Origin of the sequence: Streptomyces sp. NPDC056883 (assembly GCF_042788835.1) — a bacterium.
In the GTDB taxonomy this organism is placed as follows: domain Bacteria; phylum Actinomycetota; class Actinomycetes; order Streptomycetales; family Streptomycetaceae; genus Streptomyces; species Streptomyces stoeckheimensis.
Genome location: NZ_JBHUBS010000011.1, coordinates 1 through 16,677, shown reverse-complemented (window position 1 = coordinate 16,677; position 16,677 = coordinate 1). Strand labels below are relative to the sequence as shown.

The 16,677-nt window shown below is 73.0% G+C and carries 14 protein-coding genes; 7 read left to right on the top strand and 7 right to left on the bottom strand.

What is annotated here, in order from left to right; translation table 11 throughout:
• Nucleotides 1-2: 2 nt before the first annotated feature.
• The 5 genes from ACFRU2_RS25025 to ACFRU2_RS25005 all read right to left on the bottom strand — a co-directional run bounded on the left by ACFRU2_RS25025 (nt 3) and on the right by ACFRU2_RS25005 (nt 5,847).
• On the bottom strand, nt 3-920 hold the full coding sequence (locus ACFRU2_RS25025; protein ID WP_382975809.1) for a carbohydrate ABC transporter permease: 918 nt from the start codon (nt 918-920) through the stop codon (nt 3-5).
• 5 nt (nt 921-925) lie between these two features.
• On the bottom strand, nt 926-1,807 hold the full coding sequence (locus ACFRU2_RS25020; protein WP_382976346.1) for a carbohydrate ABC transporter permease: 882 nt from the start codon (nt 1,805-1,807) through the stop codon (nt 926-928).
• A 73-nt stretch (nt 1,808-1,880) separates the two neighbouring features.
• Nucleotides 1,881-3,215, bottom strand: a complete 1,335-nt coding sequence (locus ACFRU2_RS25015; RefSeq protein ID WP_382975807.1) for an ABC transporter substrate-binding protein — start codon at nt 3,213-3,215, stop codon at nt 1,881-1,883.
• A 114-nt stretch (nt 3,216-3,329) separates the two neighbouring features.
• The gene (locus ACFRU2_RS25010; protein WP_382975804.1) at nt 3,330-4,577 is read right to left on the bottom strand and encodes an ROK family transcriptional regulator; all 1,248 of its coding nucleotides are present in this window, start codon (nt 4,575-4,577) and stop codon (nt 3,330-3,332) included.
• A 163-nt stretch (nt 4,578-4,740) separates the two neighbouring features.
• Complete coding sequence (locus ACFRU2_RS25005) at nt 4,741-5,847, bottom strand: mechanosensitive ion channel family protein (protein WP_382975801.1); 1,107 nt, start codon at nt 5,845-5,847, stop codon at nt 4,741-4,743.
• Between the two features lie 261 nt (nt 5,848-6,108).
• Between ACFRU2_RS25005 and ACFRU2_RS25000 the strand changes: the two genes are divergently transcribed.
• On the top strand, nt 6,109-6,663 hold the full coding sequence (locus ACFRU2_RS25000) for an HNH endonuclease (protein WP_382975798.1): 555 nt from the start codon (nt 6,109-6,111) through the stop codon (nt 6,661-6,663).
• A 203-nt stretch (nt 6,664-6,866) separates the two neighbouring features.
• On the opposite strand, the gene ACFRU2_RS24995 is transcribed toward ACFRU2_RS25000, so the two are convergent.
• Nucleotides 6,867-9,896, bottom strand: coding sequence for a beta-N-acetylglucosaminidase domain-containing protein (locus ACFRU2_RS24995; protein WP_382975795.1), 3,030 nt, complete (start codon nt 9,894-9,896; stop codon nt 6,867-6,869).
• Nucleotides 9,897-10,355: 459 nt separating this feature from the next.
• Between ACFRU2_RS24995 and ACFRU2_RS24990 the strand changes: the two genes are divergently transcribed.
• From ACFRU2_RS24990 to ACFRU2_RS24980, 3 genes are read left to right on the top strand one after another with little or no spacing between them, the layout of a single operon-like run.
• Nucleotides 10,356-10,535 (top strand): hypothetical protein, encoded by a 180-nt coding sequence (locus ACFRU2_RS24990; RefSeq protein ID WP_382976344.1) that lies wholly within the window; start codon nt 10,356-10,358, stop codon nt 10,533-10,535.
• A 15-nt stretch (nt 10,536-10,550) separates the two neighbouring features.
• Nucleotides 10,551-12,647 (top strand): 4-alpha-glucanotransferase, encoded by a 2,097-nt coding sequence (locus ACFRU2_RS24985; protein WP_382975793.1) that lies wholly within the window; start codon nt 10,551-10,553, stop codon nt 12,645-12,647.
• Nucleotides 12,648-12,667: 20 nt separating this feature from the next.
• Nucleotides 12,668-12,907 carry a hypothetical protein gene (locus ACFRU2_RS24980; protein WP_382975791.1) on the top strand — a complete coding sequence of 80 codons (240 nt, stop codon included), beginning with the start codon at nt 12,668-12,670 and terminating at the stop codon, nt 12,905-12,907.
• A gap of 111 nt (nt 12,908-13,018) precedes the next feature.
• Here ACFRU2_RS24980 and ACFRU2_RS24975 read toward each other — a convergent pair whose 3' ends face one another.
• Nucleotides 13,019-13,519, bottom strand: a complete 501-nt coding sequence (locus ACFRU2_RS24975) for a MarR family winged helix-turn-helix transcriptional regulator (protein ID WP_382975789.1) — start codon at nt 13,517-13,519, stop codon at nt 13,019-13,021.
• 141 nt (nt 13,520-13,660) lie between these two features.
• On the opposite strand from ACFRU2_RS24975, the gene ACFRU2_RS24970 reads away from it, so the two are divergent.
• From ACFRU2_RS24970 to ACFRU2_RS24960, 3 genes are read left to right on the top strand one after another with little or no spacing between them, the layout of a single operon-like run.
• On the top strand, nt 13,661-14,647 hold the full coding sequence (locus ACFRU2_RS24970; protein WP_382975787.1) for an EamA family transporter: 987 nt from the start codon (nt 13,661-13,663) through the stop codon (nt 14,645-14,647).
• A gap of 51 nt (nt 14,648-14,698) precedes the next feature.
• On the top strand, nt 14,699-15,616 hold the full coding sequence (locus ACFRU2_RS24965; RefSeq protein ID WP_382975785.1) for a DMT family transporter: 918 nt from the start codon (nt 14,699-14,701) through the stop codon (nt 15,614-15,616).
• 10 nt (nt 15,617-15,626) lie between these two features.
• Nucleotides 15,627-16,529, top strand: coding sequence for a LysR family transcriptional regulator (locus ACFRU2_RS24960; protein WP_382975783.1), 903 nt, complete (start codon nt 15,627-15,629; stop codon nt 16,527-16,529).
• Nucleotides 16,530-16,677: the final 148 nt, after the last annotated feature.

Sequence of the window (16,677 nt, the reverse complement as noted above, 5' to 3'; positions counted from 1 at the left end):
CATCAGCCTTTCACTCCGGTCAGGGTGACGCCTTCGACGAACGCCTTCTGGGCGAAGAAGAAGAGGACGATCACCGGGGCCATGACCAGCACGGTCGCCGCCATGGTCAGGTTCCAGTTGGTGTGGTGCGCGCCCTTGAAGGACTCCAGCCCGTAGCTGAGGGTCCAGGCGGCCGGGTTGTCGGAGGCGTAGATCTGCGGGCCGAAGTAGTCGTTCCAGGCGGCGAAGAACTGGAACAGCGCCACGGCCGCGATCCCGGGCTTCGCCATCGGCAGGACCACGCGCAGCATGGTGCGCAGTTCGCCGCAGCCGTCGACCCTCGCCGCGTCCAGGTACTCGTCGGGGATCGTCAGCAGGAACTGGCGCAGCAGGAAGATGGAGAAGGCGTCACCGAAGGCCATCGGGATGATCAGCGGCCACAGGGTGCCGGAGAGGTCCAGCTGCTGGGCCCAGAAGAGGTACATCGGGATGACGACCACCTGGGGCGGCAGCATCATCATGGCGATCACGAGCAGCAGCGACAGCCGCCGGCCGCGGAAGCGGAACTTGGCGAGCGCGTAGGCGACGGGCACCGAGGAGACCACGGTCAGCAGTGTGCCGAGGCCCGCGTACAGCAGGGTGTTGCGCCACCAGGTCAGGAAGCCGGGGGTGTCCCACACCTTCGTGTAGTTGCCCCACTCCCAGGTGTGCGGCCACAGGTCGCGGGTCAGCGCCTGCTGGTCGCTCATCACCGAGGTCAGGAAGAGGAACACGAAGGGGAGGACGAAGAAGAGCGCCGCCGCGACGCCCAGGGAGTGCACGGCCACCCAGTGCAGGGCGGCCTTGCGGCGGGCGGTGCGCACGACCCGGGCGGAGTCCGGGGTGCCGGGTGCGGCGGGACGCGGACGGGGCCGCGCGCCGCGGGTGATGGTCTGGCTCATGATCCTCAGTCACCTGCCTGGATCAGCCCGCCGCGCCGCCGCATGAGCAGCGCGGTGAAGGCCATGGAGAGGGCGAACAGCACCAGGGCGACCACGCAGGCGGTGCCGTAGTCGAAGCGCTGGAAGCCGACGTTGTAGATGACCTGGGGCAGGGTCAGGGTGGACTTGTCGGGGTACCCGGGCTCGAACTGCTGGCCCGAGCCGCCCATCACGCCGGACGCCACCTTCCCCGCCACCAGGGGCTGCGTGTAGAACTGCATCGCCTGGATGACCCCGGTGACCACCGCGAACAGGATGATCGGCGAGATGTTCGGCAGGGTGATGTGGCGGAAGCGCGCCAGCGCCCCGGCCCCGTCCAGCTCGGCGGCCTCGTACTGCTCGCGCGGTACGTCGAGCAGCGCGGCCATGAAGATGACCATCAGGTCGCCGACCCCCCACACCGCGAGCGCGGTCAGTGCCGGCTTGGACCAGGCGGGGTCCGTGAACCAGCCGGGTCCGGACAGTCCGACGGCGTCCAGCAGGGTGTTCACCGGGCCGGTGCCCGGGTTGAGCAGGAAGACGAAGGCGAGGGTCGCCGCCACCGGAGGGGCCAGGTAGGGCAGGTAGAACAGGGTGCGGAAGACGCCCGTGCCCAGCTTGATCTTGGTGATGAGCAGGCCGATGCCGAGGCCGAAGGCGACCCGGCAGGCGACCATGATCACGACCAGCCACAGGGTGTTGCGCATGGCCGGCCAGAACATCGGGAGGTCGGAGAAGACGTAGGTCCAGTTGTCCAGCCCGTTGAAGACGGGCGGGCGGAAGCCGTCGTACTTGGTGAAGGAGAAGTAGACGGTGGAGACGAGCGGGTAGGCGAAGAAGACGCTGAACCCGATCAGCCAGGGCGACATGAAGGCCGCCGTGCGCAGCGTCGACCTGCGGCGCCTGGCGCGCAGTTCGGGGGAGAGGGTGCCGGCCACCGGACTACTTCGCCTTCGCGATGTCCGTGTCGACCTGCTGGTCGGTCTTGGCGAGACCGGCGGGAATGTCCGTGACCTCGCCCTTCTCGACCGCGTACGCGAAGTCCGTGAAGGTCAGCTGGTAGGTGCCGCCGTCCGCCTGCGCCGGGGTGGTGGTCGACTTCGGGTGCTTGGCGATGTCGATGAACGTCTTGAACTCCGGGCTCACCTGGAGCTTGGGGGAGTCCAGGGCGGCCAGCGTGGAGGGCACGTTGTGGATGGCGTTGGCGAACTCCACGACCGCCTCGGTGTCGGTCGTCATGTACTTCGTCAGCTCCCAGGCGGCGTTCTGCTTCTTGCTGCCCGAGGCGATGCCCATGATCGTGCCGGCGAGGTAGCCCTTGCCGTACTCGGAGACCCGGTCGTCGGGGACGGGCATCGGCGCGGTCCCGATCTCGAACTTCACCCCGGCTTCCTTCGCCATGTTCGCCCGCCACTCGCCGTCGATCTGCATGGCCACCAGGCCGAGGTGGAAGGGGTGCTCGGCGCTCCACTCGTCACCGAAGGTGGTGCGGAACTTCTCCAGCTTCTCGTACCCGCCGAGCTTGCCGACCAGGTCCTTCTGCGCCGTCAGCATCTGCGCGAAGCCGGGGTCCTTGGCCAGGTTGGACTTGCCGTCGGCGTCGAAGTACGACGGGCTCCACAGTGCGGCCAGCCGCTGGGGGGCGGTCTCGTAGCCGTGGTAGGTGGGCATGATGCCGAGCTGCTCGTACGAATCGCCCTTGGCGATCGTCAGCTTCTGCGCGGCGGCCACGAACTGGCTCCAGGTCTTGGGCGGTTCGGTGATCCCGGCGGCCTCGAAGGCGGTCTTGTTGTAGACGAGGCCGTACGCGTCGTTCAGCAGCGGCAGCGTGCACTGGTTGCCCTTGAACTGGGTGTACTCCAGCAGGGTCTTGGGGAAGACCTTCTCCTTGTCGACCCCGGACTTCTTCAGGAAGGGGTTCAGGTCGGCGAAGGCGCCGGAGTTGCAGAACTTGCCGACGCTGTCGGTGGTGAAGGAGGAGACCACGTCGGGGGCCTTCTCCCCGCCGGCGCGCAGCGCCTGGTTGATCTTGTCGTCCGTCATGTTGCCCGTGACGTTCACCTTGATGTTCGGGTGAGCCTTCTGGAACCGGGCGATGTTGTCCTCGATGGCCTTGATCTCGCTGGGGGCGGACCAGCCGTGCCAGAAGTTGAGGGTGACGTCCTTGTTCGGGTCGTCGGCGGCCGTGTTGGAGGCGGAGCCCGTACACGCGGTGGCGAGTACGGATATCGCGGCGACGGCGGTTGCGGCGACGGTGAGGCGGCGGATTCCGGGCATGGCGGAGTCACTCTCTGCGCGGGGGGACTTCCTGGAGGGGTGGGGCGGGTGATGGCTCACGCGGCCGGGTGCGGTCCGGTTCGCGTGGTGGTGCGGTTCGCGTGGTGGTGCGGTTCAGCGGCGGGAGGTGTCGAAGACCTCGTCGCGGGTGGCGGCGAGGGCGCTTTCCAGCGCCCCGCGCAGGACGGGCCGTTCCCGTACCTCGCCGGTCACCAGCAGGGGCCGGGACGGGGCGAGGTCGGCGAGCTCGGCTTCGAGGAGTTCGCGCAGCGGCTCTCCGCCCGCGATGGTCAGGGCGCCGGAGAGGATCACGATCTCCGGGTCCAGTACGGCGACCAGCGAGGCGAGGCCGGTGGCGAGGGCGGTGGCGTACTCCCGCAGGAGGTCCAGGTGGGGCCCCTCGGGTGCGGCGGCGGCCTGGGCCAGCAGCGCGGCCGCCGCTTCGACCATGGCCCCGGACTCGGCCCCGTGCACGGCGCCGTGCACCGAGCCGGCCCCGGCCGCGGCGGCCGGCGGTGCGACGACCCCGAGCCGGGCCGCCATCGCGGGCAGTACTTGCGCCCCGGCCAGCTCCTGGTAGCCGCCGGAGTTGACCCGGGTGACCTGGCGGACCAGGGGGTGCCCGGCGACCGGCAGGAAACCGATCTCCCCGGCGCCGCCGGTCCAGCCGCGGTGCAGCCGGCCGCCGAGCACGAGGGCGGCCCCGAGGCCCTCCTCGTTCCACAGCAGGACGAAGTCCTCGTGGCCGCGGGCGGCGCCGAGCCGCTGTTCGGCGACGGCGGCGAGGTTCACGTCGTTTTCGTACTCGACCGGCATCGGCAGGGCCGCGGCGAGCTCGTCGAGGAGCGTGGGGGACTGCCAGCCGGCCAGGTGGTCGGCGTAGCGCAGCACCCCGGTGCGGGGGTCGAAGGAGCCGGGGGTCGCGATGACCACCCGGTGGATGTCGGCGAGGTGCAGCCCGGCGTCCTTGACGGCCTCGCCGAGGGCGCGGGTGACGTGCTCGACCGGCCCCGTGGACTCCGCGTGCGGGAGCTCGTGGCTGCCGATCACCTCGCCGGTGAGGTCGGCCACGGAGGCGAGGATCCGGCCCGGGGTGACGTCGAGCCCGGCGACGTACGCGGCCCGCGCGTTGACGGCGTAGAGCTGCGCGTTGGGGCCGGGGCGGCCGGTGGCGGTGCCGGTGGCGACGACGAGCCCGGCGGACTCCAGCCGGGCCAGGAGCTGGGAGGCGGTGGGCTTCGAGAGGCCGGTGAGATGCCCGATCCGGGTCCGGGACAGGGGACCGTGCGTCAGCAGGAGCTCGAGCGCGGCCCGGTCGTTCAGGGCGCGCAACAGGCTGGGCGTACCGGGGGTGGCGGGCATGGGGTGACTTCTCTCTCACCGAGGTGAACTGTTAGGTAAGTTTCCTATTGGTGGGTCGCTCGTGTCAATGGCACTGCGTACACCACTGCCCCCGCAGGTCGGACCTACGGGGGCAGTGGTGTACGCGTGTCGTATACGTGTGTACGTGCGTGCGGGGCGGGCGCTACTTCGTGATGCGCGGGCCGGAGGCCGGGCCGCCCGCGGCCGGCTGCGGGATCTCCGCGGTGGCCAGGGACTGCGGGGACGTCGGGTTCGCGAGCGCCGACGGCGGGGCCACGGCGGCTGCGGGGTCGGCCGGGGCCTCGTCCGCGTCGGGCGCCGGCAGGCCGCCGACGATCCCGATGCCCGCGGCGTCGAAGGCGTCCTTTATCCGCCAGCGCAGCTCGCGCTCCACGGCGAACTGCTGGCCCGGCATGGTCTTCGCCGACACCGACACCGACATCGAGGCCAGCAGCACCTCGTCCAGGCCCAGCACCTCCACCGGACCCCACAGCCGCTCGTCCCACGGGGACTCCTTGGCCATGGTGTCGGCGATGCTCTTGATCACCTCGCGGATGCGGGACAGGCTCTCGTTGGGCTTGACCTGCACCGCGACGCTCGCCGTGGCCCAGCCCTGGCTGAGGTTGCCGATCCGCTTGATCTCGCCGTTGCGGACGTACCAGATCTCGCCGTTGTCGCCGCGCAGCTTGGTGACGCGCAGCCCCACCTCGACGACCTCGCCCGAGGCCACCCCGGCGTCGATCTTGTCACCGACGCCGTACTGGTCCTCGAGGATCATGAACACGCCGGACAGGAAGTCCGTGACCAGGTTCCGGGCGCCGAAACCGATGGCCACACCGGCCACACCGGCGCTCGCCAGCAGCGGCCCCAGGTTGATGTCGAGCGCGCCGAGCACCATCAGGGCCGCCGTGCCGAGGATCAGGAACGAGGCCACCGAGCGCAGCACCGAACCGATGGCCTCGGACCGCTGACGGCGCCGCTCGGCATTGACCAGCAGCCCGCTCAGGGCCGTGCCCTCGACGGCGTCGGCGCCGCGGTTCATCCGGGTGATCAGCTTGGTCAGCGACTTGCGGACCACCGAGCGCAGGGCGAAGGCGATGACCAGGATGAGGAGGATCCGCAGGCCCAGGTACAGCCATCCGGCCCAGTTCTCCTCGATGAAACTGGCGGCGTTCGTGACGCTCTCGTGCGTCTCTCTGATCGTTTCGGACGCGTCGGCGTTGTCGGCGTTGGCGGCTGCGAGCGGGAGCAGGGCGGCAGGCCAGGGCACGGCGGGAACCTCCAGATGTGGCGTCCTGCCCGCGGTAGGGGTGGGGCGGGCAGACCATCCACCCTAACGGGGCATTAGGCCGGACTTGTTGCCGTGTTCGAGGGAGAGACCAGACTCACGCGGGGAGGAAGCGAGTGTGGTCGAAAACACCTCGGACCCGTTACGGGCGCGTGGTGGCGCTTCGACCAGCCGTAAGGGGAGACTGGAAAGCAGATCGTCCCGGCGCGAGCCACGCGCCGCCGGCGTTATAGGAGGCAGTCCGTGCCGCACGTCCTGGTCCTCAACGCGTCGTACGAGCCCCTCGGCGTCGTACCGCTCCGTCGCGCGCTCGTCCTCGTCCTGGAGAACAAAGCCGTCTCCCTGGAAGAATCCGGCGCCTTTCTGCACAGCGCGACAAGGGCCGTCCCCGCTCCCAGCGTGGTTCGGCTCAAGCGCTTCGTGCGGGTCCCCTACCGGGGGCCCGTTCCACTCACCCGCCGCGCGCTGTTCGCCCGGGACGGCGGCCGCTGCATGTACTGCGGGGCCGTCGCCACCAGTGTCGACCACGTCATCCCGCGCAGCCGGGGCGGGCAGCACGCCTGGGACAACGTCGTCGCCGCGTGCCGTCGCTGCAACCACGTCAAGGCCGACCGGCACCTCGTCGATCTCGGCTGGCGGCTGCGGCACCAGCCGGCTCCGCCGTCGGGGCTGGCCTGGCGGATCATCGGGACGGGGCACCGGGATCCGTGCTGGATGCCGTACCTCCAGCCGTACGGGGCGGAGGACGCACTGGACCGCATCGGGGTCCCGGTACCCGCCGCGGCGGTCGCTTCGTAGCCCCAGAGCCGGGCAAAGTCCCCTACCCGCCCTTCGCCCGTTCCCCGGGCTCTGCCCGGGTCCTCAAACGCCGGACGGGCTGGAAATGCCGCTGCGCGGCATCATCCAGCCTCGCCGGCGTTTGAGGCGCGGGGTCTGGGGCGGAGCCCCAGGGAACGGGCGAAGGGCGGGTAGGGGACAGCCCCGCAGGGTCGCCCGGCCCCCTACGGGGCCATCGCGAAGGCTTCTGCGCCCAGCAGGCTGCAGCCGTAGCGGGTGGCGCGGGTCTCGCAGGTGACGCGGACGAAGCGGGCCGGGCCCGCCGCCGGGTCCAAGTGGACGGAGTCCACCCCGCCGCGGGAGTCGACCGTCGCCGACGGATGCCAGGCGACACCGTCCGCCGAGGTCTCCACCCGGAACCGGGACGGGTACGCCTCCTGCCACCGCAGCCGCAGCAGCCCGATCCGCGCCGGAGCCGGCAGCTCCGCCTGCCACCAGGCCCCGTCGGCCGCGGGCGAGGACCAGCGGGTGGCCGGGGAATCGTCCAGCGCCCCCGACGCGGGGAACGCCGGGGTCTCGTCCCCCGAGGAGGAGGCCACGGCGGAGCGCAGCAGGTTCGGGCCGGCCGTCCGCGGATGGGCGCGGACCTTCAGCGTGTGCGTCTCGGAGCCGAAGGTGACCGGGACCTCGTAGGTGCCCGGCGCCGTGCCCGCGGCCACCGCGACCTCGACCGGGACGGTCGCCGTCGTACCGCGCGCGGCCGCGGCCGTCTCCGGCAGGCGCACCGAGATCCCCGGCGGCGCGGTCGCCGACAGGGGCCCGCGGACCTCGCCGGGACGCAGCGCGGACAGCTGCGCCGGGATCCGCTGCGCGGCCCCGCCGATCTCCGCGTCCACGGTCTCCGCCAGTTCGAAGCGGGCCTCCGGCCCGTCGGCCGTCCACGGGACCACGCCGTGCACGGCCGGAGCCGGGCCCGACCAGACGAGCCGGACCGCGTCGGCCCGCAGGCCGCCCACGTCCGCCTGGGTCCAGCCCGACGCCGCGGCCTCCGCGACCTTGCGCCAGCCCTCTCCCGGTACGTGGGCCTCGATCGCGGCGCCCCGGCTGCCCGGCGGCAGCGGGTCGGTCATCACGGTCACCACCGACACCGGCCGGGCGTCCGACAGCTGGACCGTCCACGCGTCGGCCTGCCGGGTCACCGTGCCCGGCTCGCGGGCCGCGCCGGTCCACGCGTCGGCCTCGGCCGCCGCCCGCGCCAGGAAGGGGTCCAGCACCGCCTTGTCGACCCGGGCGGCTTCCGCCCCGGACAGCGCCGAACGGGCGGCGGTGAAGGCCTGCGAGGCCTGCCAGGCCGCCGCCCCGTCCCCGCGGGCCTGCGCCTGGAGGACGTCGAGGGCCAGTTCCCCGGCCGCCCCGTAGCGCGCGAGCCGCGACAGCCAGGGTCCCGCCTCCTCCGCGAGCGCGGGCAGCCGGTCCGGGGCCTCGCGCAGCACGCGGAAGGCGGCGCGCAGCCGGTCGCCGGCCGCCGGGTCGCCGGAGCTGCGGGCCCGCCAGAACTCCTCGGTCAGCGGGACCAGGTAGGCGGACTCCGGCTGGGCGAGGCCGGAGGATGCGTTGTTCCCGGCCAGCGCGGCCAGGGCCTCGCGGGCCTTGGGGTCGTTGCCGGCGAGCGAGGCCACGGCCGCCGCCCAGGAGTCGGCGGCCCGGTAGCCGCGCGGGTTCCACGTGAAGTCCGCCGCGGTGAACAGCGGGATGCGCGACAGCGTGCCCTGGGGCATGGCGTTGGCCAGCAAGGCCGCCGAGCCGCCCGCGACCACCGGGTCGCGTCCCGCGTACGGGCCGAGGAAGATCCGGCCCGGATCCCAGTCGTTGACCGGGTAGTTGTCCATGGTGACCAGCGGGTGCCGGCCGAGCGCCGAGCGGGCCCCGTTCATCTCCTGCCCGGTGATCGTGCGCGGCACCACGCCGACGCCCGTCCAGGCCACCTCCACCCGGTCGTCCAGGGCCTCGGCCAGCGCGGTCCGGTAGGGCGTCGCGCCCTCCTGGTAGTACTCCGTCGGCAGCAGGGACAGCGCGGGCGCCCCCGGGTAGCGCCGGGCCAGGTGCGCGGCCAGCTCGCCCGCCACCTCAGCGTGCGCCTTGGCGGCCGCCGCCGGGCCCTTGCCGTACCGCTCCCGGTCCGCCCGGCAGCCCCACTCGGTGTAGCTGACGTCCTGGAACTGCACCTGGAAGGCCCGGAACCCGAGGTCCCACATGGCGTCCAGCTTGCGGGCGAGCGCCGCCCGGTCGGCCGAGGAGGCCAGGCACATCGACTGCCCGGGCGCCACCGCCCAGCCGAGCACCACCTTGTTGGCGCGCGCCCGGTCGGCCAGCTCCCGCAGCTCCGCCGCCCGGGGCGCCGGGTAGTCGCGGCGCCATTCCGTGGTCCGGTACGGGTCGTCACCGGGCGCCAGCAGCAGCCGGTTCAGCTTGGTGCGGCCCATGAACTCCACCTGCGCGAGCCGCTGGGCGGCCGTCCACGGAGTCCCGTAGAACCCCTCCGTGATCCCGCGCACCGGCGCGGTCGGCCAGTCCCGTACGAGGACCCCCGGCACCTTCCCGCCGCCCTGGGAGAGCAGTTGACGCAGTGTCTGTGCCGCGTGGAAGAGTCCGTCGTCGCCGGTGCCGGCCAGCGCGACCGTGTCCCGCCCCTCGACGCGGCCCACCGCCAGCCGGTAGCCGCCGGCCGGGAGGTCGCCGGTCGCGCCCGAGCCCAGGGCGTGCAGCGCCCGCTCGGCATCGGGCCCTTGCATCCGTACGACGGGGACGGCGTCGGGCAGCGGTTCCCCGTCGGCCCGCTCGTGCAGGGTCCGGACGCCCGCCCCGTGCAGGGCGTCGCGGACCACCTGGGCGGCGTACGCGTCCACGCCCGCGGGCAGCACCAGCACGGCCTCGGCGCCCAGCGGCACCGCGCGCGCCGGGTCGGCGGCCATCGACTGCGGCCGGGGCCACACCGCGGGATCCGCGTCGGCGGCGCGCGCCGGATCGGAGCCGGGGGCGAGCACGGGGGCGGGTACGGGAACGGGCGCCGGGTCGCGCAGTGCCGCGGGCGCCGCGGGTGCCGCGCCCGCGTCCGGCGCGGCGGGGCCGTCGGGCGCGGTCGGCGAGGCGAAGGCGCTGGGGGGACCCACCACCGCCGAACCGCCCAGCAGCGCGCCGATGACGGCGACCGCCGCAGCCGTGGCCGTGGCTCGCTTGCTGCCCCTGGTCTGCACGGAGCCACCCCGTCCCGAGTCGTCCCCCGCTCGTACGAACGAGCCAGAGCCCACCATCCGTACGCCCGGGGTGTCAACGTCGGCGGGTGATCTGACCTGGATCGGCCAGGAATGCGGTGCGGCCGACTGGGTATGGCTGGGATGTTCTCCGGACCGCGCGCCGGAGGGTGTTCCCGACGTTCCCGCACGCCAGGGCCGATGGCCCCGCACGCGTGGTGACCGCCGCGGAGCTCCGCAACACCTCTCGTGCGCGGAGCGAACACAGGCACGTCTGTACGGATTCACGTCCCGCACAGGAGAATTTCCGCTGTCGGTGGTGCGCGGACGGTGCGCGGACCGACACAGTGGGAGCCATCCACGGGTCCTGACCGATCCTCACGCACGAAGGAGTGCTTGCCGGTGAACACCAAGGCTGCGAACACCAAGAGCGCCACCACCGCCATATCCGTCCCCAAACGGATTCCGCCGCTCGCCCACCTGCCGGCGCAGGCCGGACCCGACGAGCGGCCCCTGACCAGCGAGCCGTCGCTCGCCGACGCCGCGCACGCGCCGTTGACCAGTGAGCCCCCGCTCGCCTGCGAGGCCCCGCTGACCAGCGAGCCGACCACCCATGCCGCGGCGGCCGCCGCGGGTGACTAGACGACAAGGAACCTGATGGACGACCTCGCCCGGCTCGCGGCCCTGTACGGAGTCGCCACCACCTACCAGCCCGCCGAGGACGTCACCCTCCGGGTCCCGGAGGCCACCATCGCCGCCGTACTGCGGCAGTTGGGTGTGGACACGGACACCCCGGAGTCCGTACGGGCGCACCTGGCCACGGCCGAACACGACGCGGCGCACCGGCTGTTGCCGCGCGTGCTGGTGTGGTGGGCGGGATCCCGGCCGCCCGTGGAGCTGGGCGCGCTGCCGCCGGGGACCCGGACGCTGCTGGAGGCAGAGGCAGAGGCAGAGGCAGAGGCAGAGGCAGAGGCAGAGGCAGTGGGGGCCGGGCCGTCGGAGGCGGCGGGCCGTGCGGTCCCCCAGGAGCCGCCGGTGGCCTGGAGCGAGGCCGACGCGGGGGAGCCGCCCCTCGGCGTGCACCGGATCCACGTCGAGGCCCCCGACGGCCGCACCGCGACCGCCACCCTGATCGTGGCCCCCGACCGGGCTCCGGCGGCGCCCGAACGCACCCACGGGCTGCTCGTCCAGCTCTACTCGGTGCTCTCCGAGCGTTCCTGGGGCATGGGCGACCTGGGCGACCTCGCGGAGCTGGCCCGCTGGGCGGGACGCGTCCACGGAGCCGGCTTCGTGCAGGTCAACCCGCTGCACGCGGCCGTGCCCGGCACCCCGACCGACCCCTCCCCGTACCGGCCGTCCTCGCGCCGCTTCCCCGACCCGGTGCACCTGCGGATCGAGGACGTCCCCGAGTACGCCGACTGCCGCGACCGGGCCGCCCTCACGGAACTGGCCGACCGGGGAGCGGAGTTGCGGCGCGAGGTGCTGGAGAAGGGGGCGCTGATCGACCGGGACGCCGTCTGGTCCCTCAAGCGGGCCGCCCTGGAGCTGCTCTACGCCGTCCCGCGGAGCCCCGAACGGGAGGCGGCCTACGGGGAGTTCCGCGCCGAGCAGGGCGCGGAACTGGACCGGCACGCCGCCTGGTGCGCCGGGCACGCCGGGGAGGACCCGGAGACCCGGGCCGACTTCCACCGCTGGCTGGTCTGGCTGACGGACGCCCAGCTCGCCGCCGCCCAGCGCGCGGCCAAGGAGGCCGGGATGGCGGTCGGCATCGTGCACGACCTGGCCGTCGGGGTGCACCCGGAGGGCTCGGACGCCACCGGCGCCCCCTTCGGAGCCCCCCACTACGCCCGGACCGTCTCCGTCGGGGCCCCGCCGGACGCCTTCAACGCGCGCGGCCAGGACTGGGGGCTGCCCCCGTGGCGGCCCGACCGGCTGGCCGCCACCGGGTACGCGCCGCTGCGGGCCCTGCTGCGGGGGGTGTTCCGGTACGCGGGCGCGCTGCGCATCGACCACGTCATGGGACTCTTCCGGCTCTGGTGGATCCCGGAAGGGGCCCCGCCCGCCGAAGGCGCGTACGTCGCGTACGACGGGGAGGCGATGCTCGCCCTGCTGGTCCTGGAGGCGCACCGGGCCGGGGCCCTGGTCATCGGCGAGGACCTCGGCACCGTGCAGCCGGGGGTCCGTCAGGCGCTGGCCCGGCGCGGGGTGCTGGGCACCTCGGTGCTGTGGTTCGAGCGGGACTGGGGCGGCGACGGCGAGCCGCTGGAGCCGGAGCGCTGGCGGGCCGACTGCCTGGCCACCGTGACCACCCATGATCTGCCGCCCACGGCCGCCAAACTGGCCGGCGCCCACGTGGAACTGCGCGACCGGCTCGGCCTGCTGACCCGCCCGGCCGAGCGGGAGCGCGCCGAGGACGCGGCCGACACCGCGCGCTGGCTGGACGTACTGGAGGACCTCGGGCTGGACACCAAGGGCGAGGAGGCCGCCGTACGGTCCCTGTACGGGTTCCTGCTGCGCACTCCGGCCCGGCTGGTCGGGGTCTGGCTGCCCGACGCGGTGGGGGACCGGCGGCCGCAGAACCTTCCCGGCACGTGGGACCAGTACCCCAACTGGCGGCTCCCGGTCGCCGACGCGGAGGGCCGGCCGCTGACCCTGGAGGCACTGGCCGCCTCGCCGCGGGCGAACGCCCTGCTGGGGGCGGTGCGGGGGGCGGTGGGAACCCGTACGGCACCCCCGGGCGCGCGCGGCGTTTAGGTGTTCGCTACGTTTGCACCGTGGACAAGAAGAACGCTCTGCGCGCCGGCGCCGTCACGGCCGGATCGACGCTGATGATGCTGCTGATGACGTCTCCCGCCCTCGCGGTCACCCGTGACGACGGCGACGACCCGGGTCCGGGCCTGAGCGTCGCCGAGACGCTCGGCCTCTACGTGGCCGCGCCGATCGTGCTGTTCCTGATCATCGCCGGTCTGGTGATGGTCGGCGACAAGTCGCGCAAGCCGCAGACCAAGAACTGAACGAAGGCTGACCGAAGAACGCACGAAGGCGCCGGGGGTCCCTGAGGACCCCCGGCGCCTCGTCGTACCCGGGCCCGGTTCGCGGGGCCCGGCTCCGCAGGGACGACTCCGCTAGGGGGTCCCTGCCATCACCTTGCGCAGCAGACCGGTGAGCGTCGCGATCTCCGTCTCGTCCAGCCCGGTGAGCGCTTCCCGCTGGACCTCCAGACCCGCCGCTACCGCTTCGTCGATGAGCGCGAGCCCCCGGTCGGTGATGGTCACCCGGAGCCCCCGCCGGTCGTCCGGATCGGGGCTGCGGCGCAGCAGCCCGGCCTTCTCCAGCTTGTCCAGCCGTCCCGTCATCCCGCCCGTGGTGAGCATCAGCGTGGCCGAGAGCTGGCGGGGCGAGAGGGTGTACGGGCTTCCGCTCCGGCGCAGCGTGGCCACGACGTCGAACTCCCCGCGCGAGATTCCGTAGCGCGCGTAGGCCTTTTCCATCGCGTCGCCCATGGCTTTGGAGATCCGGTAGATCCGGCCGAAGACGGCCATGGGCGCGGTGTCCAGATCGGGTCGCACCGCGAACCACTGGTCCGCGATCGCGTCGACCGCGTCGACGGGGGCTTTGTCGGTCATAGGCGCAGTATCCGGCTTCCGCTTGTTCCTTCGCAAGAAAGTTGCTTGCAGGAAAGTAGCTTAGTGCTAAGCTACTTCCAAGTGAGCTACTCGTTCGAACCGCTCGCTCGAGCTACTCGTCCCTGCCGGAGGAGCACCGCCGTGAAGCGCATCGCCACCATCGCCCTGACCGCCCTAGCCCCCATCTCCTGGGGCTCCACCTACTTCGTGGCCTCCGAGCTGCTGCCGCCCGACCGGCCGCTGTTCACCGGCGTGATGCGCGCCCTGCCCGCCGGACTCCTGCTCACCGCCCTCGCGCGGAAGCTGCCCGCGGGGCGGTGGTGGTGGAAGGCGGCCGTCCTGGGCGGACTCAACATCGGCGCCTTCTTCCCGCTCCTGTTCCTCTCCGCCTACCGCCTGCCCGGCGGGGTCGCGGCCGTACTGGGCTCCGCGGGACCGCTGTTCGTCGTGGGGCTCGCCGCCCTCCTGCTGGGCGAGCGGGCCCGGCTGCGGACCGTGCTCGCCGCCGTCGCGGCGGCCTTCGGCGTCAGCATGGTGGTGCTGACCGCGCAGGCGCAGCTCGACCTGGTCGGGGTGGTGGCCGGCATCGTCTCCTCCGCCTCGATGGCGTCGGGCACCGTCATGACCAAGCGGTGGGGACGCCCGGAGGGTGTCGGCCCGCTGGCCATGACCGGCTGGCAGCTCACCGCGGGCGGGCTGATCATCATTCCGGTCGCCGCGCTGGTGGAGGGGGCGCCGCCGGCCCTCGACGGCAAGGCCTTCCTCGGGTACGGCTACATGATGCTGATCAACACCGGCATCGCGTACTGGCTCTGGATCCGCGGCATCGGCCAGCTCAGCGCCACGTCGGTCACCCTCCTCGGCCCGCTCTCGCCGCTCACCGCCGCCGTCATCGGGTGGGCCGCCCTGGGGCAGGCGCTGTCGCCGGTGCAGGTGCTGGGCATGGTGATCGCCTTCGGCGCCACCATCGCGGGGCAGCTTGCGGCGGGTAGGGCGGACGCGGCGGGTAGGGCGGACTCGGTAGGTAAGGCGGACTCGGCGCGACCGAAGGCCGGATCGTTCAGTTCTGCTGAAGAAACCGATCGAAATGTTTCGATGGACCTGACGGGTGACCCGGTGCGACGGTAGACCAACGAACCGACACTCCGAACCCCGAGGGGGAGACACACCGTGGCCGTCATGGACCGAGTCCGCACCGTCCCGCAGGAAGCACTGCCCGGCAAGGCGAAGAAGGGGGCCGCCGGTCTCGGCATCCTCCTCGCCCTGCTCGCGACGGTCGTCTGGTCCGGCAGCTTCGTCGCCACCCGCGGCATGGCCGACAGCATCCCGCCCGTCCAGGCCGTCTTCTGGCGCTGGGTGATCGCCACCGTGGCCGTCGCCCCCTTCGCCGCCCGGCAGGCCTGGCAGCAGCGGGCCCTGATCCGCAAGCACTTCGGCTACATCGCCCTGGCCACCCTCTTCGGCGTCACCCTCTACAACACGCTCGTCCACCAGGCCGGACTGACCACCTCCGCCTCCAACATGGGCATGATCATGGCCGCCTCGCCGGTCATCATGGCCCTGTACGCCCGGCTCGGCGGCGAAAAGCTCGGCGCCCGGCGCACCTTCGGCCTGGCCCTCGCCGCCCTCGGCGTGCTCCTCCTGGTCGGCAAGGGATCGATCCGCTTCGACTTCGCCGCCGGTGACCTGTGGATGTTCGGCGCCGCCCTGTCCTTCGCCACGTACAGCGCGCTCCTCAAGCGCAAGCCCGCCGAACTGGGCGGACTCGCCTTCCTGCTCACCACCTTCGTCCTCGGCGCCCTGATGCTCGCCCCCGCCTACGCCGTGTCCGTCGGCGTCCAGGGCGGCTTCCGGGTCACCCCCTCCACCGCCGGAATGCTCCTGTACGTCGGCGTCTTCTCCTCCGCCGTCGCCTTTTTCGCCTGGAACAAGGCCGTCTCGATCATCGGCGCAGCCCGCGCCGGAGTCGTCTACTACCTCCAGCCGGTCTGCGTCGCGGGCCTCGGCCTGCTGCTCCTCGGCGAGACGACCGGCCCGACGCAGCTCCTCTGCATGGCGCTGATCCTGGGCGGCGTGGGTCTGGGTGCCCGGCGGTAAGTTCGGTCCCATGATCGAGTGGGACATCAAGAAGCTGCGGATCCTGCGGACCCTCGCCGAACAGGGGACCGTGACCGCGACGGCCGAGGCGCTGCACATGACGCCCTCGGCCGTTTCGCAGCAGCTGACCAACCTGGCCAGGATGCTGGGGGTCCCGCTGCTGGAGGCCCAAGGCCGCCGGGTCCGGCTCACCGACGCCGCACACCTCGTACTCCGGCACGCGGAGGCCGTGTTCGCGCAGCTGGAGCGGGCCGACGCGGAACTGACCGGATACCTCGCGGGGGAGGCGGGGGAGGTGCGGATCGGCGCCTTCTCCACCGCCGTACCGGTCCTCGTGGTCCCGGCGGTCGCCGCCCTGAGGCGCTCGCACCCCGGCGTGGAGGTCCGCGTACGGGAGACCGAGGCGGCCGAGTCCTACGAGCTGCTGTCCGCGGGGGTCGTGGACCTCGCGCTCTCCCTCGCCGCGCACGCCCCGACCGCCCGCGATCCCCGCTTCACCCGCCGGACCCTGCTGGAGGACCCCCTCGACGTGGCCCTGCCGCCCGGCCACCCGCTGGCCGGAGCCGCGGAGCTGCGGCTCGCGGACCTGTCCGGGGACCCGTGGATCTACGGCGGCTCCGGGCCCTGGTCGGAGATCACCCGCAACGCGTGCGAGGCGGCCGGGTTCGTGCCGGAGCAGGCGCACTCGGCCTCCGGCTGGACCGCGATCCTGGCCATGGTCGAAGCGGGCATGGGCGTCGCCCTGGTCCCCCGCATGGTGGCGAGCCGCGCGGCGGGGGTCGCCGTGCGCGTGCTCTCCCACGACCGGCCCACCCGCCATGTCGTGGCGGCCCTGCGGCGGGGCTCCGAATCCGCCCCGGCGGTGGCGCATGCGCTGGCGGCGCTGCGGACCGTCGCCGACGAACGGGCGTAGCCGCGCACGCCGGGCCGGACGCGCCGGTCGGCGTGCCGCTGCGCGGGGCGGTGGTCCCCTACCCGCCCTTCCACCGTTCCCCGGGCTCCGCCCGGACCCGTACGTGCGCTGCGCGCCCGTGCCCTCAAACGCCGGGCGGGCTGGAGTT